Origin of the sequence: Dyella sp. C11, assembly GCF_003121485.1 — a bacterium.
Taxonomy (GTDB): domain Bacteria; phylum Pseudomonadota; class Gammaproteobacteria; order Xanthomonadales; family Rhodanobacteraceae; genus Dyella.
In genome coordinates this window covers 29,448-46,688 of record NZ_QAVX01000023.1, presented here as the reverse complement: position 1 = coordinate 46,688, position 17,241 = coordinate 29,448, and the positions used below count along the sequence as shown (strand labels likewise).

The 17,241-nt window shown below is 62.9% G+C and carries 11 protein-coding genes and 1 pseudogene; 8 read left to right on the top strand and 4 right to left on the bottom strand.

Going from position 1 to position 17,241, the window contains the following annotated elements; translation table 11 throughout:
* Positions 1-5 precede the first annotated feature (5 nt).
* Genes DK366_RS18185 through DK366_RS18175 form a run of 3 tightly spaced genes read left to right on the top strand, consistent with a single transcriptional unit; the run spans position 6 to position 4,167 of the window.
* Entirely contained in the window at positions 6-1,028 is a 1,023-nt protein-coding gene (locus tag DK366_RS18185) for a sugar kinase (RefSeq protein WP_109126966.1), read from the top strand.
* Complete coding sequence (locus DK366_RS18180) at positions 1,028-2,512, top strand: mannitol dehydrogenase family protein (protein ID WP_109126965.1); 1,485 nt, start codon at positions 1,028-1,030, stop codon at positions 2,510-2,512. Before DK366_RS18185 ends, DK366_RS18180 begins: the two co-directional genes overlap by 1 nt.
* A 35-nt stretch (positions 2,513-2,547) precedes the next feature.
* Positions 2,548-4,167 (top strand): DUF5597 domain-containing protein, encoded by a 1,620-nt coding sequence (locus DK366_RS18175; RefSeq protein ID WP_198651622.1) that lies wholly within the window; start codon positions 2,548-2,550, stop codon positions 4,165-4,167.
* A 673-nt stretch (positions 4,168-4,840) separates the two neighbouring features.
* Here DK366_RS18175 and uxaC read toward each other — a convergent pair.
* From uxaC to DK366_RS18160, 3 genes and pseudogenes are all read right to left on the bottom strand, one after another.
* Positions 4,841-6,265 (bottom strand): glucuronate isomerase, encoded by a 1,425-nt coding sequence (uxaC, locus tag DK366_RS18170; protein ID WP_109126963.1) that lies wholly within the window; start codon positions 6,263-6,265, stop codon positions 4,841-4,843.
* A gap of 83 nt (positions 6,266-6,348) precedes the next feature.
* Positions 6,349-7,284 (bottom strand): annotated as a pseudogene (locus tag DK366_RS18165) (endo-1,4-beta-xylanase); the annotation flags it as partial.
* A gap of 30 nt (positions 7,285-7,314) precedes the next feature.
* Complete coding sequence (locus DK366_RS18160; protein ID WP_232821110.1) at positions 7,315-8,634, bottom strand: MFS transporter; 1,320 nt, start codon at positions 8,632-8,634, stop codon at positions 7,315-7,317.
* A gap of 376 nt (positions 8,635-9,010) precedes the next feature.
* Here DK366_RS18160 and DK366_RS18155 point away from each other — a divergent pair, with 376 nt between their 5' ends.
* The 4 genes from DK366_RS18155 (at position 9,011) to DK366_RS18145 (ending at position 15,437) form a co-directional block, all read left to right on the top strand.
* The gene (locus DK366_RS18155; protein WP_109126995.1) at positions 9,011-11,941 is read left to right on the top strand and encodes a TonB-dependent receptor; all 2,931 of its coding nucleotides are present in this window, start codon (positions 9,011-9,013) and stop codon (positions 11,939-11,941) included.
* A 132-nt stretch (positions 11,942-12,073) separates the two neighbouring features.
* Positions 12,074-13,558 (top strand): MFS transporter, encoded by a 1,485-nt coding sequence (locus tag DK366_RS21470; RefSeq protein ID WP_198651621.1) that lies wholly within the window; start codon positions 12,074-12,076, stop codon positions 13,556-13,558.
* 24 nt (positions 13,559-13,582) lie between these two features.
* Positions 13,583-14,596 carry a glycoside hydrolase family 43 protein gene (locus DK366_RS21465; protein WP_198651620.1) on the top strand — a complete coding sequence of 338 codons (1,014 nt, stop codon included), beginning with the start codon at positions 13,583-13,585 and terminating at the stop codon, positions 14,594-14,596.
* The gene (locus tag DK366_RS18145) at positions 14,586-15,437 is read left to right on the top strand and encodes an aldose epimerase (RefSeq protein ID WP_232821109.1); all 852 of its coding nucleotides are present in this window, start codon (positions 14,586-14,588) and stop codon (positions 15,435-15,437) included. Before DK366_RS21465 ends, DK366_RS18145 begins: the two co-directional genes overlap by 11 nt.
* A gap of 33 nt (positions 15,438-15,470) precedes the next feature.
* Here the strand turns inward: DK366_RS18145 and DK366_RS18140 are convergent, their stop codons facing one another.
* On the bottom strand, positions 15,471-16,622 hold the full coding sequence (locus DK366_RS18140) for an acyltransferase (RefSeq protein ID WP_109126960.1): 1,152 nt from the start codon (positions 16,620-16,622) through the stop codon (positions 15,471-15,473).
* 227 nt (positions 16,623-16,849) lie between these two features.
* Here DK366_RS18140 and queD point away from each other — a divergent pair, with 227 nt between their 5' ends.
* The gene (queD, locus tag DK366_RS18135; protein ID WP_109126993.1) at positions 16,850-17,212 is read left to right on the top strand and encodes a 6-carboxytetrahydropterin synthase QueD; all 363 of its coding nucleotides are present in this window, start codon (positions 16,850-16,852) and stop codon (positions 17,210-17,212) included.
* The last annotated feature ends 29 nt before the right edge of the window (positions 17,213-17,241 follow it).

Sequence of the window (17,241 nt, the reverse complement as noted above, 5' to 3'; positions counted from 1 at the left end):
TTTCGATGAACCAGCCTTCGCGAGTCGTCTTCTTCGGTGAACTGCTGCTGCGTCTTTCGCCGCCCGGCACCGAGATGTTGCTGCAGTCGCCACGCCTTGAGGCCCGTTTTGGCGGCGCGGAAGCCAATGTCGCTTCATCGCTTGCCATCCTCGGTCACCACAGCGTGATGGTGAGCGCGCTGCCTAACCAGGCCATCGGATATGCCTGTGCGGGTGAATTGCGTCGGCATGGCGTGGACACCTCCGCAGTGCATTTTTCGGCTGGGCGCATGGGCATGTACTTCCTGCCGCCCGGCGCCATGCATCGCCCTTCCGAGGTCATCTATGATCGTGCCGATTCGGTGTTTGCGCGCACGCCTGCCAGCACATACGACTGGCCGAAGCTGCTCGATGGTGCGCAGTGGCTGCACCTGTCCGGCATCAATCTCGCCTTGTGCGAAGGCACGGCAGAGACTGCGATCGCTGCCGCGCAAGCTGCGCGTTCACTGGGCGTGCGCGTGTCTTTCGATGGCAACTTCCGCAGCAAATTGTGGGGCGATCGCCTGCCGCAGGCGCCATCGTGGCTGCGTCGGATCATGGGCGAGGCTGATCTGGTCTTCGGCAACGATCGCGACATGGCATTGGCGCTGGGCAGCGACTTCACCCAGGCGCCGGCAGGCACGCGTTTCCACGCAGCCGCCTGCGCGGCCTTTGAGGCCTTTCCCCGTTTGGCGTACCTCGCTTCCACCGATCGCCGCCACAGCAACGTCGACGATCAGCAGCTGAGCGCCCAACTCGCCACACGCGAACATACGTTCAGCACGGGCGCGCACGCTCTCACGGGCATCGTCGATCGCATCGGCGGTGGCGATGCCTTCGCCGCGGGTCTCCTGCACGGTTTCCTGCGTGGCATGACCGAACAGACTTCGCTGGATTTCGCCCTTGCCGCCGCGTGCCTCAAGCACTCCGTACCGGGCGATGTGAACCTGCTGCGCGAAGCAGACATGCAGGCTTTCCTGCGGAACGAAGGTTTCGAGGTCAGGCGTTGATGGACAGGCAGCAACACGGCGCGCGGCTTTCGGCGCAGACACTGGGCGCGTTGCCGCCATCGGTGCAGCGTCCGGCCTACGACATCACGCAGACTCGCCTCGGCATCGTGCACATCGGTGCGGGCGCGTTTCACCGTGCTCATCAGGCGGTTTATCTGGACGACGTGTTGGCTCAGCATCCTGACTGGGCGATCTGCGGCGTGTCCCTGCACAGCCGCGATGTGCGCGATGCGCTGCAACCGCAGGATGGGCTCTACGCCCTGGCCCTGCTGGGGCAGGAAAGCCACTTGCGTGTCATCGGCTCGATCCGCGAACTGCTCTGGGCGAAGGAAGACGCGGCCCTCGTGCTATCGCGACTCGCTGAGCCGCAGGTGCGCCTGGTCACGCTCACGGTCACGGAGAAGGGCTATTGCCTGGCCGGCGACGGACTCGATCTGTCGCATCCGGATATCGTCCATGACCTGGCCACGCCGCACGCGCCGCGCAGTGCCATCGGTTACGTGGTCGCCGGCCTGCATCGACGCTGGCAGCAGGGCGTGGCGCCCTACACGGTACTCAGCTGCGACAACCTTGCCGCGAACGGCCATCGTTTGCGGCGCGCGGCGTTGCAGTTCGCCGGTTCGCTCGACAAGACGTTTGCCACATGGATGGAAGACCACGTGGCTTTTCCCTGTTCCATGGTCGACAGCATTACACCGGCCACCGACGATGCCCTGCGCGAGCGCGTACGTGGCGAACTCGGCGTGGACGACGCATGGCCCATCCAGCGCGAGCTCTACACGCAGTGGGTAGTGGAGGATCGCTTCTGCAACGAACGCCCGCCGCTTGAACACGTCGGCGTCACCCTGAGTACCGACATCGCCGGCTACGACCGCGCCAAGTTGCGGCTACTGAACGGCGCGCATTCGTCGCTGGCGTATCTGGGCTCGCTGATGGACCTGGACAGCGTGGGCGACGCCATGGCCAACGGGGCGCTGTGCGGTTTCGTCGAACAACTGATGCGCTCACACATCGCACCGGCCATCGCCTTGCCCGATGGCATGAATGCAAACCCGTACATCGATGCCATCCTTGAGCGCTTCCGCAATCCATCCATTCGCCATCGCCTTTCGCAGATTGCATGGGATGGCTCGCAGAAGCTTCCCGTGCGACTGCTCAGCACCATCGGTGAATCGCTGGCGCTTGGCCGGAACATCGATGCACTTTGTCTGCCCATCGCTGCCTGGATGCACTTTGTTCGTCGTCAGGCGACGCGCGGCGTAGCGTTGATTGACCCTATGAACGACGTGCTCACGGCCATCGGCGTGGCGTGCACCGGCAATGCTGCCGGCGACGTCGCGGCATTCATGGCGCTGGATGCGGTGTTCGCGCCCCTGTCCGACGATACGCGGTTCATCGGGGCGCTTCGCCACGCTTACGCCGTACTCGGCGAAGGCACGCCACATGTCGTGGAACGGGCGTTGAGCGACGCCTGCGCCGCATGAAAACCACCAGACGATCACGTGCAAGAGAGCCACGCATGCCCCACGGAAAGAACGCCCGCCTGCTGGTCGGCACACTTGTCGCGCTGTTGGCGACCGTCGTGCATGCAGCCGACCTGCCACGCGTCACGCTGAAAGACGGCGCCAGCCAGCTGCTGGTCGATGGCAAGCCGTACATCATGTTTGCTGGCGAACTTGGCAATTCGTCGGCGGGCACGGCCGCGCAGGCCGACACCATCTTGCCGCGTCTCGCCAGCCAGCACGTCAATACCGTGCTGATGCCGGTGGCGTGGGAGCAGATCGAGCCGACCGAAGGGAGCTTCGATTTCCGCATCCTCGACCACTGGATCGATGTGGCGCGCAGTCACAAACAGCACCTGGTGCTGCTGTGGTTCGGCACGTGGAAGAACGGCTTTTCCGAATACGCGCCGGCCTGGGTCAAGGCGGACGCCGTTCGCTTCCCGAGGGCAAAAGCGGTGGATGGATCGCCGCTGGAGATTCTCTCCACCTTTGGCGCCGAGACGCTGAAAAGCGATAGCCGGGCGTTCGCCGCATTGATGGAGCACGTGCGGCAGAAAGATGCGCAGCAAACCGTGTTGATGGTGCAGGTGGAGAACGAAGTGGGCGTGGTCGGTGAACGACGCGATCGCTCCGACACGGCCAATCAGGCGTTTCGAGGTGACGTGCCCAGCTCGCTCATCGCCACGCTGCAAGCCGGCCGTGCGAGCCTTACGCCTGAGCTCGCCGCGCACTTCAATCCGCAGGGACACACGTGGAGCGAGGTGTTCGGCGACGCGGCCAACGAGGTATTCATGGCATACCACTACGCCGGCTATATCGATGCCGTGGCCGCGGCAGGGAAAGCGAAATATGCCTTGCCGATGTACCTGAACGTGCAGCTGCCGGCATTTCTCGAGCGGGCGGGCGAATATCCCAGTGGTGGACCTCACCCGTATTTCCAGCAGGTGTATCGCGCCGTGGCGACGCACATCGACTTCTATTCGCCGGACATCTACTGGCCGGAATTCCAGTATTGGATCACCCGTTACCAGGCGCTTGGCAATCCCATCTTCGTACCCGAAGCCAGGCTCGAGCCTTCCCCTTACAACGCGCTTTACGCCTATGGCGAAGCGAGGGGCTTCGGGTTCTCACCGTTCGACATCGACAGCGTGCCCATGCCGGCCAAGGACGAAGCCGAGCCGCTGATCATGCAGGTCTACGGCTTGCTGGGTTCACTGGGCGACATGCTGCCCTCCGCGCAAGCCGCGGGTCGCACACGCGCACTGGTGCTGCATGCCCAGAGCCCACGGCCCACGCAGGCAGTTGCGCTGGGCGGCTACGTGTTCGAGGGCACGCTGGCGCGGTCGTGGCCAAAGAAGGAGCTGCTGACGGACGACGGCGCCATGCTGGTGCTGCAAACCAGTGCGGATGAGTTCTATGTGATCGGTAGCGGGCTGTACGTGAACGTGAAGCGCGATCCGGATGTGGATGCGCGAGTGGCGGGCATCAGCAGCATCGAGGAGGTTGAGCGCCATGGTTCTGAATGGGTCGTGTTGCGGCGGCTGAATGGCGATCAGAGTAACCAGGGGCGGCAGTTGATGATGGACCCGAAGGGGTTTCATATGTATCGGGTGCGGGTGAATGCGATTACGCGGTGATGTCTTGTTTCGCTGCTTGCGAAGACAACATCTGGGGCCAGGGCTTTAGCTCCCTCTCCCCTTCGGGGAGAGGGTTGGGGTGAGGGGTGGGTGCTGGCGGGCACGTTTCTATCGCGCTCCACCATCTTGGCGACGAGGCTCCTATCCCTCACCGTCATCTTCGCGATGACGTCTCTACCCCTCACCGTCATCCCGGCGCAGGCCGGGATCCAGCGCCTTCGCGTTAGGTTGTCGCGTGACGATGATTGGTTCTTCTTTTGCGCTCTTGCGACCTGGCCCGCCTGCCGCGGGCTTCCGACGATCTGCCGATCGCCGGGTCACTTTTCTTTGCTTGCCCAAAGAAAAGTAACCAAAAGAAAGGGCCCCCCGGATGACCGCGCCTTCCGGGCTTTCAGCCCTCCAGGTCCGCGCGCGGGTTACGGGGTTTGTCGACAGGGCATCCTGCCCTGACGACAAACTGGCTCGCATCCATGCGAGCCACCCTGCGGGCTGGTCCTTCACCCGCACGCCGCTGTCATACGGGGACCCCGAAGAGCAAAATAACTAAAGCCAAAGCCAAAGCCAAAGCCAAAGCCAAAGCCAAAGCTGAGCTCGGAGAGGTTTCGGCGAGCCCAACTCATCATTACGGTGAAGAGGGAGGGCGTAGACATCACCGCCCTATCCTCAAACCCAACTACAGCTTGTACGCCTTCTTCGGCAGCCGATAAGCCAAATCCATCGCCACCTCCATCGCCTCGTCCTCATCCATGCGGTGCTCGGAAACCAGTTTGGCGAGGAAGGCGCAATCCACGCGCCTTGCAACGTCATGCCGTGCAGGAATGGAAAGGAACGCGCGGGTGTCGTCGTTGAAGCCCACCGTGTTGTAGAACCCGCCGCTGCTTAGTGTTTGTTCGCGAAAGCGCCACATGCCTTCCGGGGCATCGTGGAACCACCATGCGGGGCCGAGGAACAGTGCGGGGTAGTGGCCGGCCAGTGGGGCGAGTTCGCGGCTGTAGGTGCTCTCGTCAAGGGTGAACAACAGCAGCTGGAAATTCGGTTCGTTGCCGAAGCGATCCAGCAGCGGTTTCAGGGCGTGCACGTATTCGGTGCGAAGGGGGATGTCCGCGCCCTTGTCGCGACCGAAGCGTTCGAACAAGGCACGGTTGTGATTGCGGAAGCAGCCAGGATGGATCTGCATCACCAGGCCGTCGTCCAGGCTCATGGCTGCCATTTCGGTGAGCACTTGGGCGCGGAACAGTTCGGCGTCCGCTGCGGAGGCACCCCCACGCACGACCTTCTCGAACAGTCGTTGTGCATCGATGCGCGAAAGGTCGGCCGTTGCCGCGGTGGGGTGGCCGTGGTCGGTCGATGTGGCGCCCATGCGCGCGAAGTAGTCACGCCGCTGTCGATGGGCACGCAGGTAGCCTTCCCACGTGTATACGTCCTCACCCGTAATCTCCCCGAATGCGCGTAGTGCATGCGGAAACTGCTCGTGCTCGGGATCGACCACCGCGTCGGGTCGGTAAGCGGTGATCACACGGCCTTTCCAGCCACTGCTCCGGATGGCGGCGTGGTGGTCGAGTGGATCGAGCGGCGATTCGGTCGTGGCGATCAGTTCGATGTTGAAGCGCTCGAACAAGGCACGCGGGCGAAACGCCGGCGTTTGAAGGGCTTCGTTGATATGGTCGAAATAGTGATCCGACGTGGTCGCGTCCAGCCGCACGCGAAGGCCGAAGACATCGTGGAACACGTGGTTGAGCCACATCGACGACGGCGTGCCGCGAAACAGGTGGAAACGGCTGGCGAATACGCGCCAGGCTTCCCGCGGATCGACGTCGGCCCGCGTACCATCCGCTCGCGGAATGCCCAGCGCATCCAGTGGAACGCCCTGGCTGTAGAGCATGCGGAACACGTAGTGGTCGGGCAGCAGCAACAGTTCGGTGGCGTTGGCGAACGCTTCGTTGCCGGCAAACCACGAGGGGTCGGTGTGACCGTGCGGGCTGATGATCGGCAGATGCCGGGTGTGGCTGTACAAGCGCTGCGCGATGGCGCGCTGCACGGGGTCGGCCGCAAAGAGTCGATCGTCGTGCAGCGTCAGGGGATGGGGTGTCGTGGTCATGGCGTGTCGGGTGTCTGTTGTGGCGCGCGGGGTTGATCGTTCGAAGCAAGGGAGTGAGATGGTGCGGTAACGCGCGTGTCGCGTACGTATTGGGTCAGCCACGCAAACGCGGGGCGTTCGCTGCCGTCGGCGCGAATCAGGTAGGCCTTCTGTTTCTGGCGCCACAGTCCGGGACGAAACCCCCACAGCGTGACGCCGGCCACGTCCGGGTGGCTCCAGAACACGGGAAAGATGCGCTGGTAGTCGGCGAGCTGTTGCGCGTCGCTGGGGCCGTCGATATCGAGTTCCGTGATGTAGATCGGCAGCCCTGTCTGCGCGAGCAGGTCCAGGTTGGCCTTGTGCGAGGCCATGGGAACATCGGGTTTCGTTTCGAACGCGTGCTCCTGCAGGCCGATGCCGTCGACCAGGTGTTCTTTCTGCAGCAGCGCGATGATGTCGCGATAGCGTCGCGTGTTGGCATCGCTGTGGGTGATGTCGTAGTCGTTGATCAGCAGCCGCGCGTGCGGAAAGCGCTCACGCGCAAGACGGAAGGACGTGATGATCCAGTCCCAGCCGGTGGCGCCGTCGCCGCCGAGCGCCTCGATGTAATTGCCGGCATCCTTGCGCTTGCCGCGCGGTGGATGATGCAGGGGTTCGTTCACCACTTCGACAAAGTCGAGGTCGGGATAGCGCGCGGCGACGGCGTCGAACCAGGCCTCGATGGCACGGCGTTGTTCGGCAGCCGGCAAGTTCCGTATCCAGGCGGGTTGCTGCTGTCCCCAGACCAGCACGTGCATGTGGAACGGGAAACCGTGCGACCTGGCGAAGTGATAAGCCTCATCCAGCGCGGCCCAGTTCATCTGGCCGCGTACTGCTTCGACGCTGCCCCACTTGCCGGCGTTCTCCGGCGTGACCTTGTTCCAGTACGCAGCGAAATCCTTCATCTGTTTGGCGCTGTAGGCGCTGCCCAGGAACTTAGGCTGGTTGGCGGCCAAGGAGGCATCCTGCGCATGCAATGACAGAAATGCGCCGACGAGCATCAATGCGACGGCGGGCAAGAGGCGCATGACTTACGCCTCTCCGGTGCCAGTGACCGCTTCGAGCACGGCCGGCTCCATGCGTGGCACCAGGCATTGCACGACGATCCACGCAAGAACGTACGCGCTGCCTGCCATCAGGAACACCGGGACGTAGCTGCCGGTGGCCTGCAACAACAGGCCGATCACGGTGGAAATCAACATGCCGCCCACGGCGCCGGCAAAGCCGCCGATGCCGACCACGGATGCCACGGCGTGACGTGGGAACAGGTCGGACGTCAGCGTGTAGACATTGGCCGACCAACCCTGATGCGCCGCAGTCGCCAGTCCCACCAGCGCCACGGCCAGCCACAGATGATTCGCCTTGGCCGCGAACATGACCGGGAGTACCAGCAGCGCACAGATCAGCATGGTGGTCTTGCGCGCGCGATTCACGCTCATGCCGCGCTTGATCAGTCGGCCTGCCAGCCAGCCACCCGCAATGCTGCCTGCATCGGCGAGCAGAAAGATGGTGATCAGCGGCGCGCCCAGTTCAAGCAGGCTCAGCCCGTATTCGGCATGCAGGAACTTGGGCAGCCAGAACAGGAAGAACCACCAGATGGGGTCGGTGATGAACTTGGCGGCGGCGAAAGCCCATGTCTGGCGGTGGCGCAGCAGTGCGGACCACGGCATGCGTGATGCGGTCCGCATCGGCTCCGTGCCGATGTAGGCACGCTCCCGCGGGGACAGCCGCGGCTCTTCCTCCGGCGTGCGGTAGGTGCGCAGCCAGACGACCAGCCAAGTGGCGCTCAGCACCCCGGTGCACAGAAAAGCGGCCTGCCATCCCCATTGCGCCGCAACAATCGGCACCAGCAACGGCGCCACGATGGCACCGATATTCGAGCCGGAATTGAAGATGCCGGCGGCGAGTGCGCGCTCGCGTTGCGGAAACCACTCGGCGACGGCCTTGATGGCCGCCGGAAAGTTGCCCGCTTCACCAAGTCCCAAGGCAAAACGCGCAGCGGCAAAACTGAGCACGCCGGTGGCCAGCGAATGACTCATCGCCGCCACGCTCCACAAGCCGATCGCCAATGCGTAACCGATGCGCGTGCCGAATCGATCGATCACCGCGCCGGCACAGAGCAGGCCGATGGCATACGCCGCCTGGAACGCGGTGACGATGCTGCTGTACTGCAATTCGGTCCAGCCGATTTTTTCCTGCAGGAAAGGCGCCAGAACGCCGAGCACCTGGCGGTCGATATAGCTGATGGTGGTGGCTGCTAGAAGCATGGCGCAGATGCGCCACCGATAGTTGCCGACCTTGCCGGGCAGCGCTGCCAGCGCGGTGCCATCCGCATGGCTCGCATGCGGCATGTCGGCGCTGTTCGCCTGCAACATCACGTCGCCTGTGTCATCTGCACGTGCCATCCCGTCCCCGTTTGCGTCGCGCTGTAATTGATAGCGCTACCATTATTGCCACCGCTTTTCAGGAAAGTCACTTTGGTTTCGTTGTGCATGTGCACATGGCCGAAATAGCCTGTTTAAGCCTGCTTTCAAAGCATTTTTCAGGATCTAAAAAGGCATGCTGCCATGCAGCGTGCGGGTCTTGATTGTTAGCGCTACCTTTTCTCCCGGGCCGCAACTGGGGGAGCTAGTGTGTGGCCAGCGATTTGCAGCACATGAAGGAATCGGCGAGTGCCGCTCAGGTGCTCGGGGGCGATTTCGCCAACAGAATCGAGAGGGGAGTATGGTGCAAGCCCGTATCGCTAGAACCGTGTTGTCGCATGCATTGAGTCTTGCCTTGCTGGGTGCGGTGGGAGCCGCGCAGGCACAGGAGGCCACGCCATCGCAGACGCCGTCCCAGGACCAGACCCAGCCGCCGAAGAAAACCACGGCGCCGGCCAATGGCCAGAACACCACCAACACCAGCAACGCTGCGTCGCCGGCATCGCCCGAGCAGAGCAAGACGCTTGGCGCGGTGAACGTGAGCGGCAGCTACCGCAACAGTATCCAGTTCCAGACCGACGCCAAGCGTGACGCCACCAACGTCACCGACTCGGTATACGCCGAAGACATCGGCAAGTTCCCCGATACCAACATCGCCGAATCGCTGAACCGCGTGCCGGGCGTGCAGCTCACGCGCGACGTCGACGGCGAAGGCGTGAACGTGCAGATTCGCGGCCTGGGCACCGACTTCACCAAGATCATGCTCAACGGCGACCAGCTTGCCGTGGCGTCGGCCGGCGGCCTGAACTCGCAGAACCAGAATCGCGAAGTCGACCTTGACCTGCTGCCGACGGAATTCTTCACGCAGCTGACCGTCAACAAGACGCCCACGCCCAGCATGACCGAAGGCGGCGTGGCGGGTGTGGTGGACATGCGCACCACGCGCCCGTTCGACAACCCGGGTACGCACCTGACGTATTCGGCGCAGGGCTCGTACAACTCCATCGGCAAGGACACCAAGCCGCGTGGTTCGCTGATCGGCAGCTGGACCAACAAGGAAGGCACCTTCGGCGCCACGGTGGGCTACACCGCGTCGAGGAGCGACTACGACGTCAAGGGTTTTGAAACCGTTGGCTGGACCACGCCGCAGCTCACCGCGGCGCAGTGCGGCACGGCGGCGGGCCATTGCAGCCCGGCGGGTGGCAGCTGGGTCATTCCCGGCACGGTGCCGGCGAACGCCGGACTTGGTCTCACGCAGGGTCAGGTGATCAACAACGCCTGGCTGCTCGCGAACAACCCGGGCCTGACCACGTCGCAGATCGCCAACGCGCTGATTCCGCGCCTGGGTCGCGATGCCTACACGGACGGCACCAACGATCACCAGTCCGCGATGGCGTCGTTTGAATGGCGCCCGAGTGATGCGGCGCACTTCTACCTCGATACGCTTTTCTCGCAGAAGGAAAAGCACTTCGATCGCCTGGACATGAACCTGGTGGGTCGCAGCGGCCAGCTGATTCCGACCGACATGCAGGTCGACCAGAACAACGTGGTGACGCAGGCGAACTTCGCCAATGCGCAGTACTTCCTGGAAGATCGCCCGTACGACCAGCACACCAAGTTCTACAACATCAATCCGGGCGGCACGCTGCTGCTGGGCGATGGCGACTGGAAGGTGGATTTCCAGGCTTATACGCAGCGCAGCTGGTACCGCCAGTACGCGCCGTCGATCGATGTGCAGACGCCGCTCAACCAGAACATTTCGGTCAACTACAACAACACCGGTGGTGCTTATCCCACCATCACGCCGAGCGTGGATCTCAACGATCCGAACCTGGGCTGGCAGTACTACCGCGTCAACATCCAGAACGAAACGCGCACCACCGACAACAAGGGCACGCGTTGGGATCTGCAGTGGGGCGATGACAGCAACAACCTGCGTACGGGTATCGCGTACGACGACGTCACGCGCGAAATCAAGGCTTACGACAACTCGGCCGCCTGGGCAACGGCGGTGAACGCTGCCGTCGGTGCCAACGGCTGGGGCAAGTACATCACGCCGGGCAAGGATGGCTTCATTGCCATCAACTACGCCCAGCTGATGGCCGACACCAACTACGACTACCTCAACGCCACCGCGCCGCTCACCACTGCCGCCGCCAGCGGCGCCAATGCGGGCAACATCGAGGAACGTACGTGGGCCTGGTACCTGGAAGGCAACGGCAAGTGGGATCTGGATGGTCACGAGCTGCGCGTCAACGGCGGCGTGCGTCACGCGGCTACCGACCAGACCATTGCCGGTCCGTCGACCATCGGCACGCAGCTGCAGTACATCACGCTCAAGAATTCGTACGGCTACTACCTGCCGTCGTTCAACGCGGCCTTCAACGCCACCGATGACGTGATCCTGCGCCTCGCCGCTTCCCGTTCGCTGACGCGTCCGGACCCGAGCGCGATGGTGCCCAACACCAACTTCAGCGACCCGGCGGCGGAAATCGCCACGCAGGGCAATCCGAAGCTGGCACCGTACCTGTCCACCAACCTGGACTTTGGCGGCGAGTGGTACACCGGCAACGAGGGTTACCTCGCGTTGGACCTGTTCGGCAAGCGCATCAACGGTTTTACCGTCAACGGCACCAACCTGATTCCGTTCGATCAGCTCGGCATTCCGTTTGCCTCGCTCACCGACACGCAGCAGCAGGCGATCAACCTGCGTGGTGGTCCGTCGCAGGCCGAGGTACAGGTGACGCAACAGGTGAATGCCGATGGTACGCTCTTCATCAAGGGTGCCGAAGCGAACTGGGTGCAGCCGCTGGACTTCGTGGTGAAGGGCCTTGGCGTGCAGGCCAACTACACGGTCACCTCGCAGAAGAACATTGGTGCGGGCGTTCCGGCGCAGGCGATTGGCGTGTCCCCACACACGTACAACGCCACGGCGTACTGGGAAAACTACGGTGCGATGGTGCGCCTGTCGTACACGTGGAACTCCGCGCAGATCAGCTCCACCGCCAACCAGAACGGCCTGCCCTTTGCGCAGATCAAGACGGATGCGCGCGGCCAGCTCGACCTGTCGGCGAGTTACCAGTTTGCTGACGTGATCTCCAAGCCCACGGTAACCTTGAACGCGATCAACCTGACCAAGGCCAACTTCCGTCAGACCATCACGTACAACAACGCGGCGTACTCGTACTACACGCCGGGTTATACGATCATGCTGGGCGTGCGCGGTACGTTCTGATCAACGAACCGTTGCACGAAACTTCCGCGGCCCGTCCGGCGTCCTCCCTCGCCGGCCGGGTCGCGACGTGGGGCGGGTCGACTCGGTCGTATCGCGTCACTTCGGTCATGACCTGCCGTGGTATCGATTCGCATGAACAGCCATTCGCAAACCCTCTCCGTCGTCGAGAAGATCGGTTACAGCCTGGGTGACCTCGCGGCCAACCTGATCTTCCAGACGCTGGTGACGTTCCTGGCGTTCTTCTACACGGATGTATTCCGTATTCCCGCAGGCACCGCCGCCGGCATCATCTTCGTGGTGGGCCTGCTCGGTGCCTTCGTGTTCACGCCCATCATGGGTCTGGTGGCCGATCGCACGCACACGCGCTGGGGCAAGTTCCGTCCATGGGTGTTGTGGACGTCGGTGCCGTTCGGTGTGCTTTCACTGCTTGCCTTCAGCACGCCGTCCCTGGGCGGCGAGGCCAAGATCACCTACGCCATGGCGACCTACACGCTGCTGGTGCTGGTATATGTGGCCAACAATCTCCCTTATGCGGCGCTGAGCGGCGTGCTGACCGGCAGCATGGCCGAGCGCAACAGCCTGTCGTCGTATCGCTTCGTCGCGGTGATGGTGGCGCAGTTCATCATCCAGGTACTGCTGCTGCCGCTGGTGCTCATCCTGGGTGACGGCGACAAGGCGCGCGGTTTCCACAACACCATGACGATCTTCGCCATCGTGGGCACGGTGTTCTTCCTGATCACGTTCTTCACCACGCGCGAGCGCATCGTGCCGGCGAAGGAACAATCTTCCAGCATTCGCGATGACCTGACCGACCTGCTGCGCAATCGGCCTTGGCAGATCACGCTGGCCATCACGGTGCTGCTGTTCGTCAACCTTGCGTTGAAGGGCGGCATGTACATCTATTATTTCAAGTACTACCTGGACGATGCGCAGCTGACTTCGTTTCTCGATCGCGTGGGCTTCAACGGCTTCATCGCCGGACTGAACCACGTGCTCGCGAGCGTGGGCCTCACCGAGTTCCGATGGCCGAAAGATGCGCCGACGTCCGCGTTCAGCGTGTTCAACGCGCTCGGCATCATCTTCATGATCATCGGCATCGGTTTTTCCAAGCAGCTGGCCGACCGCTTTGGCAAGCGCGACGTGTTCGGTGGTGCACTGTTCGCTTCCACGTTGTTCCTGCTGGCGTTCTATGTCTATTCGCCGGATGCCATCGGCTTCGTGGTGGTGTCCTACATCTTCCATGGCTTTTTCTACGGCATCACCATTCCGTTGCTGTGGGCGATGATCGCCGACGTGGCGGACTACTCGGAATGGCGCAACCGGCGCCGTGCGACGGCCATCATTTTCTCGGCCATGCTTTGTGGCTTGAAGGTGGGCCTGAGCGTGGGTGGCGCGCTGGTTGCCGGCATTCTTGCCCATTACGGCTATGTCGCCGAAGCGGCATCGCAATCGCCGGGCGTGGTCAACGGCATTCGCCTCACGGTGAGTGTGTTCTGCTCCATCCCGTTCCTGCTGGCGGTGGTGTTGCTCTTTTTCTATCGCATCGACCGGTCGATGGAACGGCGTATCGAGCAGGAATTGGGCGAACGACGACTCGCGGCCGCTGCGGCTTCCTGAACACCCGTTTTGACGGAACTACTCATGTCGGATGAAACGACGTCGGCCGATCTGAAGGCGCTGGCCGCCAAGGCCATTTCGCAGCCGTTGGTAACGCACATCTACACCGCCGACCCGTCGGCGCATGTGTTCAACGGGAAGATCTACATCTACCCCTCGCACGACATCGAGGGCGGCGTGCCATTCAACGACAACGGCGATCACTTCTGCATGGAGGACTACCACGTCTTCCGCATGGAAAAGCCGGGCGCAGAAGTCGTGGATTGCGGCGTGGCATTGCACGTCAAGGACGTGCCGTGGGCCGAGCGACAGATGTGGGCGCCTGATGCGGCGAACAAAGATGGCCGCTACTACCTGTATTTCCCCGCCAAGCGCAGCAACGGGTTGTTCCAGATCGGCGTGGCGGTTTCCGATAGCCCCGAAGGTCCGTTCGCACCGGAGCCCGAAGCCATCGAAGGCAGCTATTCCATCGATCCGGCTGTCTTTGGCGACGGCGGCAGCTTCTACATGATTTTCGGCGGCATCTGGGGCGGACAGCTGCAGAAGTACCGCGACAACGCGTATGACGAAGGTCATCGCGAGCCATTGCCGCACCAGCCTGCGCTGGGACCGCGCATCGCCCGCCTCGGCGACGACATGAAGCAGTTCGCGGAAGCGCCGCGCGAGATCGTCATCGTCGACGAACACGGCGCGCCGCTGCTGGCCGGCGATCATGATCGACGCTATTTCGAAGGCCCGTGGATGCACACTTACCAGGGCAGGTACTACCTGTCCTACTCCACCGGCGACACGCATCGGTTGTGTTACGCGGTGAGCGACAACCCGTACGGGCCCTTCACCTATCAAGGCGTGATGCTTACGGAAGTGGTGGGCTGGACCACGCACCACTCGATCTGCGAAGTCGAAGGCAAGTGGTTCCTCTTCTATCACGACTCGCTTTTGTCGGGCGGCGTGACGCACCTGCGCTCCATCAAGATGACCGAGCTTACCTACGATGCGGACGGACGCATCCGGCAGATCGATCCCTATGGCGGCTGAGCGCGACGGTTCCGTGATGTCGTTCGATAGCGCGCAGGCGGCGCTTGCGCCGGGCGAGCTGGTGCATATCGGCAGTGATGGGCTGAGTGTCGCCATTGCCCCCTCGGCCGGTGGGCGCGTGGCGCAGATTCACTGCGATGGCGTGGAGTGGCTGGTGGGTCACGATGCCGATCACCGCGCCATGATCGCGTGGGGTAGCTATCCGATGGTGCCGTGGGCGGGTCGCATCCGGCACGGCAAGTTTGTCTTTGACGGCGATGCGCATGCGCTGCCGGTCAACCTGGGTGCACACGCCATCCACGGCGTGGGCCTGGCGATGCCATGGCAGGTGGATGCGCATGGCCCGCACGAGGTCGAGTTGTCGCTGGAGCTGCCCGTGGACACGCGCTGGCCATTCGGCGGCCGTGCGCACCAGCGCTTCCACGTGAGCGGGCATGTGCTGCGCATGGAAATGTCGGTCACCGCGGGCGAGCATGCGATGCCGGCCACGCTGGGATGGCACCCGTGGTTCCACAAGCCCGATCGGCTCGACTTTCATCCGGAGGCCATCTATCCGCGTGATGCGGAAGGCATGGCAACGCTGCCCACAGCGGCACCGCCATCGGGACCGTGGGACGACTGCTTCGTCAATGTGAAGCCCGTGGTTCTCCACCGCGAAGGGCAGCGCGTGCGTCTGACCTCCGACTGCCACGACTGGGTGGTGTACGACCAACCCACCCATGCCACCTGCGTCGAGCCGCAAACGGCGCCGCCGGATGCCGTGAATCTCGCTCGGGCGCGCGTGCTCGCCCCGGGGGAAACGTTGTCGGCGTGGTTTGTCCTGGAGTGGTTCGATTCGTGAGCGGGTGTCGACTGAGTGGCGTGTTCGGCGCCGTCACTTGTTGTGCGGTGTCAGCGCGGCCGTCGTAGTAACACTTGTCGCCAGCGGCAGTGATGGCTGCTCATCGGTTTGCATGCCGTGACGCAGGCCGCCGCGTTTCATCGACAGGCAGGGCCGTTCCACCAGCGCCCATGACAGGGATGCAACCAGCAGTACCAGCGCATACGTCAGCGCGAGCGCCGACGGGTGGCCCTTCATGCCCAGCACCAGAAGCACGTTGATGCAGGGCATGTGATAGATGTACACGCCATAGGAGATGTCCTGCCGGTGCAGCAGCTTCTCCGCCAACGTGGGCCACGTGTAGGCGATGGAGAACACGAAGGCCACCAGAAGCATGTAAAGCACGGGGTGGATGTCATTGCTCGCGCCCCAGCTCAGCACCCTTACGGCAAACAGCGTGGCGGCCACGTAGGCGGCTCCGGCCAGCAACGCCCTGCCTGCGAGCCATGCATGCAGCCGGTGGAAGTTGCGCTGCGCCAGCACGCCGACCAGGAACATGTAATACCAGGGCAGGAACGACACGCCGAACAGCTTGAGCAGGGTGGCGGGATGGTTTTCCGGGTCGGCATGCCAGTAGGCGAGGTTCGGTATCAGCAATGCCAGTGTGAGCATCAGCAAGGGAAGCGTGCCGCGCCGGTGCTTCAGTCCCAGCGCCGCATAAAGGACAGGTGTCACCACGTAGAACTGCAGCTCTACCGTGATGGTCCACAGGCTGCCGTTGAGCACGCCCACGCCGAAGCCGCGCATGAAGTCCGGGTTGTAGAACTGCACGATGCTCATTTGCGCGACCAGCCACGCGGCAAGCTTGGGCAGCGGCGCATCAGGGCGGGGAAGATAACCCAGCGCAAAGACGGCGCCTGCGCTGAGCAGCGTGCACACGATCAATGCCGGATAGATGCGCAACACGCGATTGCGCGCGTACTCGAACACGTTCGGACTGCTTTCGTACGATTTGCTGATCAGGAATCCACTGACGAAAAAGAAGATCGGCACGCCGGGAAAGAAACGGATCGCCTGCGCCAGCAGGCCCACGAAACCGTGGACGCGATCCAGTCCCAGATAATCAATGCCGTGGTGCGCCACCACCTGCGCCGCCGCGAGCAGGCGGATGAGGTCGAAATTGTTGGTCCTGATGGGTGCCTTCATGTCTCGCGTCCCCGACGATGACCTGCGCCGCGCCTGAGTGGCACGCCCTTCCCATCCAACGGCGGGACGCTAACACCGCCGACGTGGCCCGACGCCTGGCCATGTGGCAGAAAGAATGTAGGTACTTGGTCTATGCCGTTCGTCTGGAACGAGGCGTTTTGGCCCGTTCCTGGCGCCCCGAAAAGGCCTTCCGGAAGCGGAAAGGCTCAGGCGGTAGAATGGCGGGCATGCATATCTTCAAAATTTTCCATATCGAAGCCGCCCATCACCTGCCGAACGTGCCGCCGGGGCACAAATGCGCACGGCTGCACGGCCATTCCTTCCAGATCGAGATCCACGTGGAAGGCGAACCTGATCCCAAGCTCGGTTGGGTCATGGATTTTGCCGACGTGAAAGCCGCGTTCGCGCCGCTGTTCGACCAGCTGGATCATCACTATCTCAACGAGATCGAAGGCCTGGAGAACCCCACCAGCGAGATGCTGTGTCGCTGGATCTTCAAGCGCCTGGAGCCGTCCCTGCCGGGGCTGGACAAGGTGGTGGTGCACGAAACCTGCACCTCGGGCGCCAGTTGTAGCCGCGACAGCTTTTGATGCGGCGCAATAAACAAGCGTTTGAATGT